The sequence below is a fragment of the Acidovorax bellezanensis genome (assembly GCF_025421555.1).
GTDB classification, from domain to species: domain Bacteria; phylum Pseudomonadota; class Gammaproteobacteria; order Burkholderiales; family Burkholderiaceae_C; genus Comamonas; species Comamonas bellezanensis.
Genome location: NZ_JAODYH010000008.1, coordinates 66,722 through 81,568 on the forward strand (window position 1 = coordinate 66,722; position 14,847 = coordinate 81,568).

Below are 14,847 nucleotides of genomic sequence, written 5' to 3' on the forward strand. Positions count from 1 at the left end.
GTATCAATGGTATTCGTGGTCGGTACCCGGCTTGCGCGCGCTCGCGGCGCCCGGTGCCTGCCCGGGTGCGGTCTGGCGCGGAGCCGTCGATGCCAACGGCGCGCCCTTCCATTCGTAGGCCACCGTGCCTTTGGGCTGGGCGAACCAGCCTGGGTCCGCATAGTCGTTCGCGCCCAGGCCTTGACGCACCTTGAGCGTGGTGAACATGCCGCCCATCTCTATGGGGCCGAACGGGCCGGTGCCGCTCATCATGGGGAAAGTGTTGTCCGGCAAGGGCATTTGCATGGTCCCCATGTCGCCCATGCCGCGCTCGCCCATCAGCATGTAGTCGGGCACGATCTTCTGGATCTTGCCCACCAGTCCGCGGTGGTCGACGCCAATCATGGTCGGCACGTCGTGCCCCATGGCGCCCATGGTGTGGTGGCTCTTGTGGCAATGGAATGCCCAGTCGCCCAGTGCGTCGGCGGTGAACTCCACCTGCCGCATCTGGCCCACGGCCACGTCGGTGGTCACTTCGGGCCAGCGGGCCGACTTCGGCACGGGGCCGCCGTCGGTGCCGGTGACTTCGAACTCATGGCCGTGCAAATGGATGGGGTGGTTGGTCATGGTCAGATTGCCCACGCGTATGCGCACCCTGTCGTTCTGCCGCGCCACCAGCGGCGTGATCGCGGGGAAGGCCCGGCTGTTGAACGTCCAGATATTGAAATCCGTCATCTCGTTGACGCGCGGCGTCATGGCGCCGGGCTCCACGTCGTAGGCCGAGAGCAGGAACGCATAGTCGCGCTGCACTTCGGCGATCAGCGGATGCCGGCCCTTGGGGTGGGTGATCCACAGTCCCATCATGCCCATGGCCATCTGCACCATTTCGTCGGAATGCGGGTGGTACATGAAAGTGCCCGGGCGGTGCGCCTCGAACTCGTAGACATAGGTCTTGCCCGGCGGGATATGCGGCTGGTTCAGGCCGCCCACGCCGTCCATGCCGTTGGGCAGGCGCTGGCCATGCCAATGGATGGTGGTGTTCTCGGGCAGGCGGTTGGTGACGAAGATGCGCACCCTGTCGCCTTCCACCACTTCGATGGTCGGCCCCGGGCTCTGGCCGTTGTAGCCCCACATGTTGACGAAAAAGCCCGGTGCCACTTCGCGCACCACGGGCTCGGCCACCAGATGGAACTCCTTGACGCCCTGGTTCATGCGCCAGGGCGTGGTCCAGCCGTTGAGCGTGACCACCGGGTGGTAGGGCCGGCCGTTGGGCGGCGCCAGCGGCGGCGCGGTATCGGCCGAGGCCTGCGAGACAGGCTCGGGCAGCGCGGCCATGGCCACGGAGCTGACGGAAGCAGCGGCCACGGCGGCGCCGGTGAAGAAATTGCGGCGGTTCATGGTCAATGGCCTGGTGCGGAAGTGGAGGAAGCGGCGGCCGTCGTGTCCAGCGCCGTGAGCGTGCCGGGCGACGTGCCGTGAAGAGCGAGCTGCAGATCGACTTCGGTCAGCCAGAAGTCGCGCTGCATCTCGGTGGCCGTGGCCACGGCCTGGGTGGTGGCGCGGGCCTGCGCCAGCAGATCCCAGGTGCTGATGAACATGCCGTTGTAGCGCAGCACGGCTTCTTCCTGCAGCAGCTGCGACAGCGGCAGGACTTCCGTCTGCTGCTGCCTCGCCAGGTCCCAGGCCGTGCGGTAGCGCAGCCAGCTGGTGCGCGCCTGGCTGCGTGCGCCCAGGGCCGTATCGCGCAGTTGGGCCGCACTGCGCTGCAACTCGGCGCGCGCGCGGCCCGTGGCCGATCCGCCCCAGTCGAAGAGCGGCAAGGCGATGTCCAGCTCCCAGCCGCGCGTGACTTCGCTGTGGCCGCTGGGGCGTTCGTCGCTCGTGTTGCGGCTGTAGGTCAGGCCCAGATCGCCAAACACCGCGCCCACGCCGGCCCAGCCGCTGCGGTCGGACACCGTGTCCAGATCGCGGCGCAAGGCGCGCAGGTCCAGCCGCTCGCGCAAGGCCGTGGCTTCGGCGTCGCCGCCGCTGCGCAGCTCGGCCGCCTTGGGCAGCGCAGGCAGTTGCGCGGGCAAAGCAAAGTCTGCCTGCGGCCCCCACAGCCCCATCAAGCGCGCCAATTGCTCGCTCTCCAGCGCTGCCGCCAGGCGTGTCCGGGCCAGTTGCGCGGCAGTGTCCTGCACCACACGCAGCTCCTGCGCCTGCTGCAGTCGGCTGAAATTGCCCACCTTGGCCATGCGCGCAGCCAGTTCCCCGCCGGCCTGCGCCGCTGCGTGCATGCGCTCATGGGCCGCCAGCAACTGCTGGGCTGCCACGGCGCGCAGCCAGGCGCGGCGGGTGTCGGCGGCCAGCAGCAGCACCTGCTGCGCCGCGTCCAGCGTGGCCTTCTCCATCTGCCAGCCTTGCCAGCGCGCACGCCAGGGCAAGGTGATGAGCTGCACCACGCTCAGGCTCAACTGACGCTCGATTTCGCGTTCATGCGGGCTGGTGAAACGCCCCAGCGTCAGCGTGGGGTTGAGCAGGGTCAGCGCCTGGGCGCGTTCGGCATCCTGCTGGGCCAACTGGGCCAGGCGGGCTTGCAGGGCGGGATTGTTCAGCAGCGCAATGCGCACGGCCGTGTCGGCATCCACGGGCTGCTGCAGCCATTGGGCGATGCGGGCCTGTGCCTCCTGCCGGGCCGCGGCCTCGGGCGACGGCATGGCAGCGCCAGCCGGCAGACGGTCCTGGGTATGCGCCTGCACCGCGCCGCGCAAGCCATCGGGGGCAACGCTGGCGCAACCGGCCAGGAGCGCGGCGGCCGCGAGGCTGCCCAAAGTAGCGAGGCGGCGCGTCATGGCTGGCCTTTGTGCGCCGGCTGCGCGGCTTCCCAGCGCACGACATCGGCGTGGCCGCGCGGAAATTCGGCCACGGCCGCATGGGCGGCGCGCCAATCCTGCGGTGCATCGATGACGGTGCCGCTGCGCGGCAAGGACAGGTGCTGCAAGGGGCGGCTGGGCGCCGCCGGGTCCAGCCAGGCGGCCACGGGGCGGGCCGGCGCATCGGCAGCAGATGAAACAGAAGTCTGGGCCCAGGCGGCGGTGCAGGCCCATCCGGCCAGCCCCCACACAGGCAAAAGTCGCGCCAAGCGCATACGGTTCTCCTTCGACATGACAAACGCAGCGTCAGACGCGGTCAACGCGTCTGCGCACAGCGAAGAACGTCCAGCGCGGACGCACTTCGGGTGTCAGGTCTCAGGAAATGGGTGGTTTGACGGCTTGCAGCGGCAAGGCGCTGACAAAGCGGGGGCTCAGACCCGCGGGCCGAATGCCGGCAGCGGCCTCGGCGGTGCGGGCCAGCGAAGCAGGCGGGGAGACCGCCGAGTGGCAAATGCCGCAGGCCGCGCAGGACAGGCCATGGGCATGCTCACATGCGCTGCTGTCCTGGGCTGTACAGCCTGCGTCCGGGGAACTGCCGTGGGCATGCTGATCCGGGGAAGCATGGTGGCTTTCGCCCTGGTCCGCGCCATGCTCATGCAGTGCCGCAGCGAACGAAGGGCTGGGCACGGCCACCATTTCGCCCATGGCCATGGCATCGCCCAGCAGGCCGCGAAGGACCAGCAGCAGGACGATGAACAGGGAAAACAGGCGGCGCATGAAGGGGATGGACACGCTTCGAGCGTATTAGTTCCATCGCTCACGCGCAATACCTGCTCGCCCCTCGCGCTGGCGTCAGCCCTGCGGCCTGTTCCCCACCGCCGACGGCTGCCTCGAAGACAACACGCCGGCCTGGAATTCCGGATCGCTCCAATCCTGCAGCCTTTCAAGCTGCTGCGCGTCCAGCTCCAGCAGCGTCTGCTGCTCCTTCAACCGGGCCTCGGTGCGCTGGACATGCGCTTCCCGTTCATCCTGCGTCCAGAGGGAGAAGTCCGACAGCGGCTGCGGCAACTGGCCGGAATTTGCGTGAAAAATCGCCTTCCTGGCACTGAGAATCACCGCCTTCTCGTTGGCCAGCGGCTTGAAGACCGGCGTGCCCAGCCCCTGCGTGAACGCCAGCTGCAGTTGGGGATTGCCCGCCCCGTCCAGCACCTGCTTGAACTCCATGCCATTCATTGCGCCGGGCATCCCCTGGCGGTGATCGTCGATCCGGAGAGTGGATGGGTCGCCGCCAGCCGCCGCATATGCCGTCGGTACGCTGCGCAGAAAACTGAAAAGCTTCATTCCGGGGTCGGATACGGTCATGCTGCCGTCTGCATTGCGTGTGATCCGGGACGCCAGGCCACCCGTGCCGACGGGCGCGTGGGCTATCGCCTCGGCATACCAGGCGATCGCACGTGCCGTCGTGAGCGTGGCCGCAACCGCATGCCCCGCCGCGCTGCCCGCGGGCTTGTACAGCACGCGACCGAAGTTCGCGCTGGGCTCCTCCTGCAGCGCGCGGACCAGGTTCTCACCCATGTGCAGCTGCGCGTCGATCTCCGCGTCCGTCAGCACAGAGCGTACCCCCTCGGCACGCACCATGGCGCCAGCCCCGACAACGCCCACCAGGCTGTTGTCACGGCGCCCACCCAGCACCTGCAGCAGGTTGTCCATATAGGCCTGCTCCTGCTTGGCCGCGGCCCAGCGGTCGAGCAGACGGCCGGGCAAGCTGGGCAGGCTGGAGATGAAGCGCCCCACGCTGGCCAGACTGCGTCCAATAGGCCCGAAGAGTGTGGCAAACGCATCGCGCGCATGCGCCACCACGCTCAATGTCTGTGTGCGCTGCGCTCCGCTGCCCAGCGCGACGCTGTGGCGCGGCGCACTGGACGGGACACCGCCGACAGCGACCGATTCCGGCTTGCCCAACTGCGCCAGCTGCGCCAGTTCCGTCTTCAATTGAACAATGTGCAGCTTGCGCGTCTCGATCCCGCCTTCGATGCGCTGCGATTGCAGCGTACGGGCGCTTTCCTGCTCCAACAGATTCTTCTGCTGCGTCAGCAAGAAGTCGAGTTCCTCGTAAACCGTCTTGGTGAGAGCATCCCCCCCGCTGGCGGTCGCCTCCCCGGGAAGACTCTGTATCGATTTTCCTGCCGCATACGCGCCGGTCAGCGCCGCCGTCGCCTTGATACCCGCACCCACCAGCGGCCCCCCCACCAATGGAGCCACTGCCGTCACTGCGGTAGACGCACCCGTAACCGCTGCGAGTTTCCCCAGAAAGGGGACGGCTGCGGACAAGTAGCCGCGAACGGTGTAATTGAAGCACTGCACATTGCCGTAAATCCCCAGCTGCGCCGAGTTCCGCCGGGCAGGCGCATGCAAGTGCTCGGTGGCCGCACCCATTTTCTTCAGCTGCACATCCAGCATGTGCAATCGATCATCGATCTGCCCATTGAGTTCCTCGAGCCGGGCTGCATTCTTCTGGGCCACGGTCAACGGCTTGGGGGTCTCGGCGGGCAAGCCTTCAGCCTTGGAAAACACGGACATGACGGACCCAGCAACGCCCGACACCAGATCAAGGGGCGTGGGCCCCATGCTCGATATGTCTTGCTCATCATCATGGTCTGGCATGCCATGCCCATCATCGTCCGGCACGCCATGCCCATCATCGTCCGGCACGCCATGCCCGAAAAACACGTTGCCCAGCGCGTCACCCACTGAGTTGAGGAACCAGTTGAAAATCCCGGCCTGCTGCTCCTGCTCCTGCGTCTCGGTCTGCTGACGCGCCCGTGCATTCGCTGCAGTCAGGGGGGCAGCTTCCACATCCAGGGGCGGCCCGTCAATCACCTTGCAGTCGTGGAAAATGTCATCGTCTTCCGGCATGACATTGTCGGCCGAAGCCCTGCGGGCATCGCTTTGCAGTTGCGCGTGGGACTCGCCGCTGCCCAGGGTCAAAATCCTCCCGCCCAGGTCTCCCGTGCCGGGTACGGCTGCCGGCAATCGGCCCGGCTGCACGGCGGAGGAAGCCTCGGCTTTGTCATTGGAATCCCGGGATGGCCAGGAAGGGGCGCCGCCAGCGCCCAGGGGACTGGAAATGTTCGGCATGCTGTGCTCCCGCTCCTCAGGCTGCCAGAACCGGCAGATCGATCATGTGACGGCCTTGCACGATTTCGCGCCACAGCAGTGCCACGTCGACAAAGGCATCGATCGCGCCCACCAGCGCCGGCGCATCGCACAGCGCCAGCGGCGCCCGCGCGCACAGCAGCACCGCTCCCGTATCGGCCTGCAGGCCCAGCGTGCAGCCCCCGGTACCGACCCACAAGGCATTGGCTTCCAGCATCAGCCGCAGCAACTGCTCACGTGGCATCTGCGCCGCAGGCAAACCCAGGCTGGTGAAGAAGACAATGCTGCCGCTGTCCTCCCCCCCTTCCGCGTTGAAGCCAACCGTCAGGTCTGCCACCCGCAACTCCTGGGTGGAGAGCAACTCGGCCGGAGGCTCAAGGCCGGCCAGACGGGCGTAGTTTTCGAGCAACTGCTGATAACGGGTCATGGTGTATTCCTATGGGGGATTCAATGGCGAATCAAGCTGCGGCGGTCGCGGCGACCGGCAGGGGTTGGTGGACGGCGGCGGCCCAGACAGCCGCCACTTCGACCAGCGTGCGGCAGCCGCGGGCCAGCGCCGCCGGCGGCGTGTCCAGTGGATGCACGCTGGCCAGCACGAGCTCGTCGGCGGCATGCTGCAGGCCCAGCGTGGCCCCACCCGTGGCGCGCCCCTGCGTGTTGGCCTGCAGCAGCAGGCGCAGCAAGGCCACCGAAGGCTGGCGTGGCAGGAGCCCGATCTTGCAAGCCCCCTGGATGGCATCGCCACCCGCACGCTGGACCCGCGACAGGCCCACGGGAATCCCGTCGATGACCAGCTCTTCGCGCACGGCCAGGGCCTGGGCGTCCACGCCGATTTCCAAAGCGAGCGCGGCAAGCGCTGCGCGGTATTGTTCGTCTGATGTCATATGTGTGACCTCATGGCAGAAAAGGCAGAACCCGCGCTGACTCAGGCGCGCGCATGCAAAGGCAGAGCGTTGGTGACCTCCGATCGGGTCGCGCGGTCCAGCTTGCCTCCCCAGGCCGCGGCCTGGCGGTGCACGCCTGCCACCAGAGCCGCCAGCCCCGGCCCATCGAGCGAGGCAATGCGTGCCGACTCGCTCAAGAGGACGACGTCGTCGCCCAGCAAGCCCAGCGTGGCGCCACGCGTACCTGCCCACAGGTTGTCCGCTTGCAGCAGCAGACGGCACACCGCCTCGGAAGCGGCCTCAGGCAAGCGCCGCACCTCACAGCGCACGATCAGCCGGTCTTCCGCCGCATCGAAGGAATCACGTTCCAGGAGAAAATCAAGCCGCTTTCCGTCGATGACCAGGCATTGCGCCTGAACGAAAGCCGCCGAGTCCACGCCACGCAGATGTTGCGCCAGCGCGTCCAGCAAAATGAGATAAGGCTCATGAGGCATCCAAAACTCCTACGGGCAGCGCGCCAATCCGGCGTGCCTGTAGTGTCTGTAACCTGTAGGTCGCCAGAGTTCCATGGCCGAGAACAAAGGCTGCTGCGCCCCTCCTGGTCCGCCGAAAAAGGACGTCCTGGATGGGCTGCGCTCACTGGACCGAGGTGAACGCCGTTGGTATCGCATGATCGCCGCGCCGATCACGCCCTGCTCACACCGCTGACCCGACGCCGCGGGCGCGGTGCAAAAGCCGCCCTACTTCAGCAATTGCCCTTCTTCGCCTGGCCCGGCGGGCAAAAACCACCGCGGCCGCCACCTTGGCCGGGGTCTACTACCACCGAGCCGCCGGGCGTATACACGGCACAGCCTGACAACAGGGCGGCCAACAAAGTCAATCCGAGGAGTTTTTTCATGGGGGCTTTCGTGAGTTACTGACGCTGCCGAGTGTAGGCGCAGGCAACAGCCTCGAATCATGTCAAAAAGTAACGACGGCGCCCCTCTTGACGCCGTCTTGACATCCACCCATGAAAACTCAATACGGTCTATAGACGCGCACTTCTACAGTCGAGTCCATTGCATTGCACGTTAACCAGTGAGGACGAAATGACCGCTAGCTGCCAGCATACGGCTTAAACATGTGCCCTCCCCCGCGGGGCAAAGCGGGGCCATGAAGAAGAAGGATTCCCCACAGTCCGCCTCCTTGATGGCCTGCGCCCTGGCATCGGGCCGAGCGGCTAGGAGGTTTGGCGCCCCCAGGGACTCTCCACGCCTTCGACGAAGTCCGCGTAAAAAGCCGCCGCATCCTGCGGAGCCACCGCTGTCTTGCGCCCCTGCTTATGGCCCCAGTCCGCGGCATGGCCCGGCTGGATTTCCACGGGCACCAGCTTGTAGCCCTGTGGCACCACGCGCTGTCGCCACGCGTTCGCGACTTTTTCGGCCAGGGCAGCATCCTGCCCATGAGCGGCCTTGAGCTTTTCACTCAGCGTGAAAAAGCAACTCTCGTCATGCACGGGTCCCTGGTTCTGCGACTTGCCGCAAAAAGGGCACGGATAGAGATCAACCTGTGTATCGGTGTTCATGCCACCATGCTATCGCCAAGATCGCACATTGGAAAGCCGCCGTATCGCGCATTTCCAAGCCAGCCAACGCCCACAGACTGCAAGCCCGCGCCAGCCCCGAGGCTCTCGCTTCAGGCCATGGCCTTGGCGCTGAGAAACAAACCCAGGCCAAACACCGCATGCGTCCCCAGACTGAGGGCGCGACTGGCCCATGGGCGTGGCGTCCTGGCGGCGGCGATGCCCGCGCCGAGTGCGGGCTGCAGCAGCAACCACGGCAGCAGCACGGTAGACACGCCCCACACGGCTGCAGGCGCAAGAGACGGCTGGCCCAGCCATTGCGGGCCGACCAGCGCCACGAATGCCGCCGCAAAAACCAATCCCGTCAGGTAGTGCAGCGCCCAGCCCCAGGCCTTCTCGGCACGGACCACGGCGGACGCCTGGATGGAACGGTGAAACCAGACCCCTTTGAACCAGTGCCCGCACCAACGCCCCAGCATCGCGTAGTCCAGTGTGGCCACGCCCATGCGCCTCAGCAGCCAGGACCACAGGTCCATCACCAGGGTCGCCCCTGCCCCCAACCCCAATACCTGCACCACCATCGCAGCCGAATCACCCATAAAACCCCTGCTTTCTTCGAAGAACTACATTCAGGTTTTTCACTTTAGAGGTTCAAGTGCACTTGAACGCAAGAGCTGAATATGGACATCTCCGAAGTGGCAAGGCGCTCAGGTTTGACAACGTCCGCGCTGCGTTTTTATGAAGAAAAAGGCCTGATCCACTCCATAGGCCGGCAGGCCCAGCGTCGCCTCTTCGGCCCGCGGATCCTGGAGCAGCTGGCCATCATCGCGCTGGGGCGGGCGGCGGGGTTTTCCTTGCAGGAGATCGGCCAGATGCTCCATGCCGACGGCGCGGCACACATCGACAAGCAGAAGTTGCTGGCCAAGGCCGATGCCATCGACCGCACCATCCGGCAAATGAAGGCCGTGCGCGACGGCCTGCGCCACGCAGCGAATTGCCCCGAAGAGCGGCACCTGGATTGCCCGCATTTCCAGCGCCTGATGCGTGCCGCGGGCGCGGGGGAGATCCAGCCGCTGGTGCTGGCGGCGGGGCACGGCGGCGCCAGCCTGTGAAGGAATAAATATACTACGTATAATTAATCCGCATATGACCACTGCCCACGTCTTCATTGCAGCCAGCCTGGACGGCTATATCGCCCGCGAAGATGGCGACATCGCCTGGCTCACCCCCAACGGCGCGGACGCCGAAGACCATGGCTTCAACCGCTTCTATGCCACGGTTGACGGCATCATCATGGGCCGCACCACCTGGGAAAAGGTCTGCACCTTCGGCGACTGGCCGTTCGACAAGCCGGTCATCGTGCTCTCACGCAGGCTCACCGAGGCCGATGTGCCGCCAGACCAGATCGGCAAGCTACGCATCTGGAACTGCTCGCCGCGCGAGGCCTTGGAGCGGGTGGGCGTGGAAGGCTGGCGCCGGGCCTATGTGGACGGCGGACAGCTGATCCAGTCCTTTCTGCGCGAAGGACTGATTGCCGACATCGTCCTGACCCGCATCCCGCGGCTTCTGGGGCGTGGCTTGCCGCTGTTTGGCGATCTTGCGCATGAGCTGCCTTTGCAGCACCTCGGCACGCACAGCTTTCCCTCGGGGCTGGTGCAATCGCACTATGCGGTGGTCGCGTGACGGCGCGCAAACCCGGGCGGCCCGCCAACAAGCAGCCCGTGGTCAGCCCTGAGGACATCACCCGCCATGCGTTGGCGCTGCTCGACCAGGAAGGTGCCTCGGGCCTGAGCCTTCGAAAGATTGCGGCCGCCATGGGCGTCACGCCCATGGCCTTGTATCGCTACGTCGACGGACGCAGCGCCCTCGTCGCCAATCTGCTCGACAGCATCCTCGCCCCGGTGCAACTCCCCCCTGAAGGCGAATCACCTCTTGCAGCGCTGACCGAGTTTCTTGAAGCCTACGGCGCCGCGGTGACGCGACACCCGCATGTCTTCATCAGCTTCTTTTCCCAACAGGAGGCCAGAAGCGCAGAGGCGCAACGCATCACGGCACAGCTGGCGAACTTGCTGGAGCAAACCGGCTTGAGCCCCCAGGAGGCACAGATGACCCGCGACATCCTGGTGGACCACGCGCATGGCCACGCGATTTCCATTGCCCTGGCCCGCGCCGGCGCGGACCCCACCGCGGATTACCGCGGCACCATCCGCTTCTTGCTGGGAAGACTCATCCGCGGCTGAGGCCTGGATCAGGCGCTCAAGCGCCGCGCACCATGGCCATGATCTTGGCCGTGTTCAGGCCGCGCGCGGTTTCCTGCATTTGCGGCAGGTAGCGCGCCTGCAGTTCGCGGCCATCCTGCATCACATGCTGGTAGGCGTCCTTGAGCATGTCGGTAGACAGTGCCCGCCCCCCGGCGTAGTACTGGTTGGCCACATGGCCCAGTGCGTAAGTCGACGCAAAGCTCATGCCGCTGCTCACCGCCTGGCGTCCCAGGCCGCCAAACAAGCCCTTGCCGGCCTTGCCCAGCAAGCCGCTGAGCAGCTTGCGCCCGGCTTCTTCCAGGTATTGCGAGGTCAGGCCCACGCCCAAGGCGGCCAGCAAATCCTTGATGTGGCCGCGATCGAGCTCATAGCCGTAGCTCTGGCCGATCTGATAGACCAGGCGCATCTGCAAGGGGATGATGGCCAGCGTGGACAGGTTTTCGGGCAGCAGCTCGATGGCGCCATTCATGATGGCGGCTTTCACGATCTTGCTGTCCATCTCCGCGGCCGACAAGCTGCCCGGGCGCCGCTGCGCTGCCGTGGTGGGCAAGGCGTCGGCTGCCGCGGGATGGGGCACGGCCGCGCCTTGGGGCAAAAGTGCTTCGGGCATGGCGGCTTGCAGCGGCGCATCGGCCACGGCATGGGCCTGCGCCTCGAAACTGCCATCGCCACGCCCCCAGGCCGTGCCGACCACCGCGGATGGCTCGGCCGCCGCGCCGCCCATGCCCCAGGCCTGGCGGACCTGGGCCAGGAAGGCTTGTTCCTTGGGGCTGGTCTGGCCGTCGGCATCGCACACGCACACCGCCATCTCATAGGCCAGCTGGCGCGATTCCGTGCTGCTCAATTGCGCCAGCACATCTTCCAGCTTCACGCGGCGCAGCAGCACGTCCTGGTAGAGGCCGGGCAGATTGACGCCCTGCTCACCCGCCAAGCCTTCGGCCACCTGGCGAATCTGCTCGCGTTCACGGTCATGCTTTTCACCATCGGCAAACGAGGCCAGCAGGCACAGAATCAAGGTCGCGCGGATTTCGTCGTGTGTCATGGGTTCCGTCGGTAGTGAGTGGATAGGAAGCAGGTTGGAGCACGAAATCGGCCCAGGGTTCCAGGCTTTGCACGGGATCTGTAACGGAAGGCCTGGCTCACTGCCCGCGCAGCGGAATCGTCAGCGCCGCCACCAGCCCGCCCCCTTCCCTGGCCTGGAGCGTCAAAACACCGCCGAACCGCTGGGCAATGGCGCGCACGATGGAAATCCCCAGGCCTGAGCCGTCCTGGCGCTGGCGGCCTTGGTCGGCACGCCAGAAGCGCCGCCCCACCTGGGCCGCCTGTTCAGGGCTCAGGCCCGGCCCGCGGTCGGCCACGGTCAAGGCGCAGGCTGCCACATCGAACCGCAGATGGACCGCGATGTGCGTGGGCTCGGGGGCGTAGCGCAAGGCATTGTCGACAAGATTGCGCACGGCCGCCTCCAGCATGGACCGGGGAATGGGGCTACCGCCATCGGCGCCTTCGCTCGTGAGCTGAACTCGCGCCCTGGCCGGCCCTGGCATGGCACCGAGCACGCCGCGGACCGCCGCCAGCACCGATTCGCAGTCGTCGGCCTTGTCCACGCTGGCTTCGGTGCGGGCCAGCGTCATCATCTGGTCCAGCGTTCTTCCGAGCCGGCGCACGCCTGCCTCGGCGCTGGCCAGCGAGGCCTGCGCCTCCTCGCCGTCCGTCATGCGCAGGACCTGCAAGTGGGTGTCGATCACGGTCAAGGGTGTGCGCAGCTCATGCGCCGCGGCATCGGTGAACGCCCGCTGGCTGGACAGCGCCTGTGCCAGCCGGCCCAGCAAGGCGTTCATGGCGTCCAGCACGGTGCGCAACTCCTTGGGAGGGTTCCTGACGGCAATGGGCGTGGTGTCGTCCATCTCCTTGCTGCGCAGCTGGCGGCACAAGGCCTTCAGCGGTTGCAGGCCGCGGCCAATGCCTATCCACAACGCGACCAGACTGCCCAGGACGGCGATCACAAACGGCACGCCGGCGGCGCGCAGCATTTCGTTGAGCAGGACCTGCCTTTGCTCCATGCGCTCGGCCGTCGTGATCTGGTAGCCGCCGGTGCGCAGCACATAGACGCGCCATGGCATGCCCTGCACCTGCTGTGTGCTCAACCCCTCGGCCAGATCGGCAAAAGCCGAGTGCGGGTTGGGGCTGGTCCGGGCCAGGACCTCGCCTTGCAGCGCGCGGATTTCGCAGGCAATGCCTTCGCTGCCGCGCACGCGGATGGCCTCGTTGAAGTCGGCACCGGTCGCGTCGGCCCCCAGCGCCGCGCGCTCGAGCAAGCCCGAGACCATGCGCGCCGACATGGCCAGCCGGCCGTCCAGGGTCTGGTCCAGATGGGTCTGCACGCCGCGCATCATCCAGCCGGCGGCCGCCGCCCAGAGCAGCACCAGCGAAACACCGGTGATCAACACCACCCTCAGGCGCAAGCTCATGCTGCTATCTCCCAGCCCAGCCTGTAGCCCAGTCCGCGGGCCGTCTCTATCGCTTGCGCCCCCAGCTTGCGCCGGATGTTGTGGATGTGGACGTTGAGCGCATTGCTCAGCACTTCCTCGTTGAGCCCGTAAAGGCGCTCGTTCAGGCGCTCGGGCGAGATCCATCCGCCTTTGGCGGCGGCCAGATGGGCCAGCAGGTCCATCTCGCGCCGCGACAGCGTGACGGCCTCCCCGCTGAGCCACGCCTGGCCGCTCTCGGGCGCGAGCCGCAGCGGGCCGGCCGTGATGCTGTGGCCCGCACGGCCCTGCGTGCGCCGGACCAGGGCATGCAGGCGCGCCGCCAGCTCGCGCAAATCGAAAGGCTTGACCAGATAGTCGTCGGCGCCGCCGTGCAGGCCCTGGAGCCTGTGCTCCACGGAGTCCCGCGCGGACAGGATGAGCACCGGCAAGCCCGGCTCGAAGGCACGCACCACCTCCAACAGTTCGAGGCCGTCGCAATCCGGCAGCCCCAGGTCCAGCACCATGGCGTCGAACAGCTCCTCCATCTGCGCCGCCTGGGCTTGCGCGGCCGTGCCCACATGCTGCACCGCAATGCCCTGCCTGCGCAGGCCGGCCACTATCCCTTTGCCGATCAGCTCATCGTCCTCGACCAGTAATACCCGCATCCCGACTCCGCCCTGTCTTGCCCAAAAAAGCCATGTTAACGCCCGATTCCGGGCTGCCCACGGGCCGCATGCGGGCTTAAGTCTCGCTTAATCGAAGGCTGGCACTCTGGGGGCCAACGGGGAGGACAGGCTTTGTCAGCGCATCACAGAATTGAGGGAATCGTACGGTTTTGGCCTGGTGCCGTGAGCAGCGGGCGGGCGCCATGCTGACGGGCGGGCTGCTGGGCCTGCTGATCGGCGCGGTGCTGGGGCTGACCGGTGCCGGCGGCGGCATCTTTGCGGTGCCTGCGCTGGTCTTCGGCCTGGGGATGGACTTGCAAAGCGCCGCCCCCCTGGCCTTGCTGGCTGTAGGCATGGCCGCGGGCGTGGGGGCCGTGCAAGGCCTGCGCCAGGGCATTGTGCGCTACAAGGCGGCCATGGTTCTGGCCGCCGCCGGCGCCTTGACCGCGCCGCTGGGCATCCACCTCGCGCACCGCCTGCCCGCCCCATGGCTCAACGGCCTGTTCGTGGCCGTGATGCTGGTGGCCGCCTACCGCATGTACCAGTCGTCTCGATCCGCCGCTGCGGACGCGCAAGCAGCGCTGCTGCACACGAAAGTCTGCAAGGTGTCGCAAGACACGGGCCGCCTGGTCTGGAACCTGCGCACCGCCGCCACGCTGGCCGCGGTGGGCGTGGTCTCCGGCCTGTTCACCGGCATGCTGGGCGTGGGCGGCGGCTTCATCATCGTGCCGGCCCTGGCCTATTTCAGTGAACTGCGCATGCACAGCATCGTCTCGACCTCCTTGCTGGTGATTGCGCTGCTGTCGGGGGTCACGATTTCCGTCGCCTGGAGCCAGGGCATGTCGGCCAGCGGCCCGGGCGCAGTGTTCGCCCTGGCGGCGGTCGCCGGCATGCTCGCCGGCCGCCGGCTCGCGCCGCGCCTGTCTGCCTCGGTGATGCAGCGGCTGTTTGCCGTGGCCTGCGTCTGCGTCGCGGCCATGATGCTGCTGCGCAGCATCGGACAGTGAATCGGCGCCGG

The 14,847-nt window shown here is 66.8% G+C and carries 18 protein-coding genes; 4 read left to right on the forward strand and 14 right to left on the reverse strand.

Translation table 11 applies throughout. The annotated features are described in order from the left end of the window. Positions 1-3: 3 nt before the first annotated feature. The 11 genes from N0K08_RS17090 to N0K08_RS17140 all read right to left on the reverse strand — a co-directional run bounded on the left by N0K08_RS17090 (position 4) and on the right by N0K08_RS17140 (position 9,034). A complete protein-coding gene (locus N0K08_RS17090) occupies positions 4-1,377 on the reverse strand; it encodes a multicopper oxidase family protein (protein ID WP_261501608.1) in 1,374 nt (457 codons plus the stop codon). A gap of 2 nt (positions 1,378-1,379) precedes the next feature. Then, the gene (locus N0K08_RS17095; RefSeq protein WP_261501609.1) at positions 1,380-2,813 is read right to left on the reverse strand and encodes a TolC family protein; all 1,434 of its coding nucleotides are present in this window, start codon (positions 2,811-2,813) and stop codon (positions 1,380-1,382) included. After that, on the reverse strand, positions 2,810-3,109 hold the full coding sequence (locus tag N0K08_RS17100) for a hypothetical protein (RefSeq protein WP_261501610.1): 300 nt from the start codon (positions 3,107-3,109) through the stop codon (positions 2,810-2,812). The genes N0K08_RS17095 and N0K08_RS17100 overlap by 4 nt, the downstream gene beginning before the upstream one ends. 100 nt (positions 3,110-3,209) lie before the next feature. After that, entirely contained in the window at positions 3,210-3,626 is a 417-nt protein-coding gene (locus tag N0K08_RS17105; RefSeq protein WP_261501611.1) for a hypothetical protein, read from the reverse strand. Between the two features lie 60 nt (positions 3,627-3,686). Then, a complete protein-coding gene (locus tag N0K08_RS17110) occupies positions 3,687-5,972 on the reverse strand; it encodes a hypothetical protein (RefSeq protein ID WP_261501612.1) in 2,286 nt (761 codons plus the stop codon). 16 nt (positions 5,973-5,988) lie between these two features. Beyond that, positions 5,989-6,417 (reverse strand): CesT family type III secretion system chaperone, encoded by a 429-nt coding sequence (locus N0K08_RS17115; RefSeq protein WP_261501613.1) that lies wholly within the window; start codon positions 6,415-6,417, stop codon positions 5,989-5,991. A gap of 31 nt (positions 6,418-6,448) precedes the next feature. Then, positions 6,449-6,874: a type III secretion system chaperone gene (locus tag N0K08_RS17120; RefSeq protein WP_261501614.1), complete on the reverse strand. Its 426-nt coding sequence runs from the start codon at positions 6,872-6,874 to the stop codon at positions 6,449-6,451. Positions 6,875-6,915: 41 nt separating this feature from the next. Further along, complete coding sequence (locus N0K08_RS17125) at positions 6,916-7,368, reverse strand: type III secretion system chaperone (RefSeq protein ID WP_261501615.1); 453 nt, start codon at positions 7,366-7,368, stop codon at positions 6,916-6,918. A 251-nt stretch (positions 7,369-7,619) separates the two neighbouring features. After that, complete coding sequence (locus tag N0K08_RS17130) at positions 7,620-7,772, reverse strand: hypothetical protein (RefSeq protein WP_261501616.1); 153 nt, start codon at positions 7,770-7,772, stop codon at positions 7,620-7,622. A gap of 321 nt (positions 7,773-8,093) precedes the next feature. Further along, positions 8,094-8,438, reverse strand: a complete 345-nt coding sequence (locus N0K08_RS17135; protein ID WP_261501617.1) for a hypothetical protein — start codon at positions 8,436-8,438, stop codon at positions 8,094-8,096. Positions 8,439-8,548: 110 nt separating this feature from the next. Next, the gene (locus tag N0K08_RS17140) at positions 8,549-9,034 is read right to left on the reverse strand and encodes a DUF2938 domain-containing protein (protein WP_261501618.1); all 486 of its coding nucleotides are present in this window, start codon (positions 9,032-9,034) and stop codon (positions 8,549-8,551) included. An 81-nt stretch (positions 9,035-9,115) separates the two neighbouring features. Here N0K08_RS17140 and N0K08_RS17145 point away from each other — a divergent pair, with 81 nt between their 5' ends. From N0K08_RS17145 to N0K08_RS17155, 3 genes are read left to right on the forward strand one after another with little or no spacing between them, the layout of a single operon-like run. Beyond that, complete coding sequence (locus tag N0K08_RS17145; RefSeq protein ID WP_261501619.1) at positions 9,116-9,547, forward strand: helix-turn-helix domain-containing protein; 432 nt, start codon at positions 9,116-9,118, stop codon at positions 9,545-9,547. A 34-nt stretch (positions 9,548-9,581) separates the two neighbouring features. Further along, on the forward strand, positions 9,582-10,118 hold the full coding sequence (locus N0K08_RS17150; RefSeq protein WP_261501620.1) for a dihydrofolate reductase family protein: 537 nt from the start codon (positions 9,582-9,584) through the stop codon (positions 10,116-10,118). Next, on the forward strand, positions 10,115-10,675 hold the full coding sequence (locus tag N0K08_RS17155; protein ID WP_261501621.1) for a TetR/AcrR family transcriptional regulator: 561 nt from the start codon (positions 10,115-10,117) through the stop codon (positions 10,673-10,675). Before N0K08_RS17150 ends, N0K08_RS17155 begins: the two co-directional genes overlap by 4 nt. 16 nt (positions 10,676-10,691) lie before the next feature. On the opposite strand, the gene N0K08_RS17160 is transcribed toward N0K08_RS17155, so the two are convergent. The 3 genes from N0K08_RS17160 to N0K08_RS17170 all read right to left on the reverse strand — a co-directional run bounded on the left by N0K08_RS17160 (position 10,692) and on the right by N0K08_RS17170 (position 13,829). Beyond that, positions 10,692-11,738, reverse strand: coding sequence for a TerB family tellurite resistance protein (locus tag N0K08_RS17160; RefSeq protein WP_261501622.1), 1,047 nt, complete (start codon positions 11,736-11,738; stop codon positions 10,692-10,694). Between the two features lie 97 nt (positions 11,739-11,835). Next, positions 11,836-13,164, reverse strand: coding sequence for an ATP-binding protein (locus N0K08_RS17165; RefSeq protein WP_261501623.1), 1,329 nt, complete (start codon positions 13,162-13,164; stop codon positions 11,836-11,838). Next, positions 13,161-13,829, reverse strand: coding sequence for a response regulator (locus N0K08_RS17170; RefSeq protein WP_261501624.1), 669 nt, complete (start codon positions 13,827-13,829; stop codon positions 13,161-13,163). Before N0K08_RS17170 ends, N0K08_RS17165 begins: the two co-directional genes overlap by 4 nt. Before the next feature lie 203 nt (positions 13,830-14,032). Here N0K08_RS17170 and N0K08_RS17175 point away from each other — a divergent pair, with 203 nt between their 5' ends. Then, the gene (locus tag N0K08_RS17175) at positions 14,033-14,836 is read left to right on the forward strand and encodes a sulfite exporter TauE/SafE family protein (RefSeq protein WP_261501768.1); all 804 of its coding nucleotides are present in this window, start codon (positions 14,033-14,035) and stop codon (positions 14,834-14,836) included. Positions 14,837-14,847 lie beyond the last annotated feature (11 nt).

What these genes read in the sequence shown, in the direction of transcription:
- N0K08_RS17130 (WP_261501616.1), bottom strand. Translation starts at nt 7,772, where the DNA reads ATGAAAAAACTCCTCGGATTGACTTTGTTGGCCGCCCTGTTGTCAGGC.
- N0K08_RS17110 (WP_261501612.1), bottom strand. Translation starts at nt 5,972, where the DNA reads ATGCCGAACATTTCCAGTCCCCTGGGCGCTGGCGGCGCCCCTTCCTGG.
- N0K08_RS17170 (WP_261501624.1), bottom strand. Translation starts at nt 13,829, where the DNA reads ATGCGGGTATTACTGGTCGAGGACGATGAGCTGATCGGCAAAGGGATA.
- N0K08_RS17095 (WP_261501609.1), bottom strand. Translation starts at nt 2,813, where the DNA reads ATGACGCGCCGCCTCGCTACTTTGGGCAGCCTCGCGGCCGCCGCGCTC.
- N0K08_RS17140 (WP_261501618.1), bottom strand. Translation starts at nt 9,034, where the DNA reads ATGGGTGATTCGGCTGCGATGGTGGTGCAGGTATTGGGGTTGGGGGCA.
- N0K08_RS17120 (WP_261501614.1), bottom strand. Translation starts at nt 6,874, where the DNA reads ATGACATCAGACGAACAATACCGCGCAGCGCTTGCCGCGCTCGCTTTG.
- N0K08_RS17135 (WP_261501617.1), bottom strand. Translation starts at nt 8,438, where the DNA reads ATGAACACCGATACACAGGTTGATCTCTATCCGTGCCCTTTTTGCGGC.
- N0K08_RS17150 (WP_261501620.1), top strand. Translation starts at nt 9,582, where the DNA reads ATGACCACTGCCCACGTCTTCATTGCAGCCAGCCTGGACGGCTATATC.
- N0K08_RS17165 (WP_261501623.1), bottom strand. Translation starts at nt 13,164, where the DNA reads ATGAGCTTGCGCCTGAGGGTGGTGTTGATCACCGGTGTTTCGCTGGTG.
- N0K08_RS17160 (WP_261501622.1), bottom strand. Translation starts at nt 11,738, where the DNA reads ATGACACACGACGAAATCCGCGCGACCTTGATTCTGTGCCTGCTGGCC.
- N0K08_RS17115 (WP_261501613.1), bottom strand. Translation starts at nt 6,417, where the DNA reads ATGACCCGTTATCAGCAGTTGCTCGAAAACTACGCCCGTCTGGCCGGC.
- N0K08_RS17125 (WP_261501615.1), bottom strand. Translation starts at nt 7,368, where the DNA reads ATGCCTCATGAGCCTTATCTCATTTTGCTGGACGCGCTGGCGCAACAT.
- N0K08_RS17175 (WP_261501768.1), top strand. Translation starts at nt 14,033, where the DNA reads ATGCTGACGGGCGGGCTGCTGGGCCTGCTGATCGGCGCGGTGCTGGGG.
- N0K08_RS17100 (WP_261501610.1), bottom strand. Translation starts at nt 3,109, where the DNA reads ATGCGCTTGGCGCGACTTTTGCCTGTGTGGGGGCTGGCCGGATGGGCC.
- N0K08_RS17090 (WP_261501608.1), bottom strand. Translation starts at nt 1,377, where the DNA reads ATGAACCGCCGCAATTTCTTCACCGGCGCCGCCGTGGCCGCTGCTTCC.
- N0K08_RS17145 (WP_261501619.1), top strand. Translation starts at nt 9,116, where the DNA reads ATGGACATCTCCGAAGTGGCAAGGCGCTCAGGTTTGACAACGTCCGCG.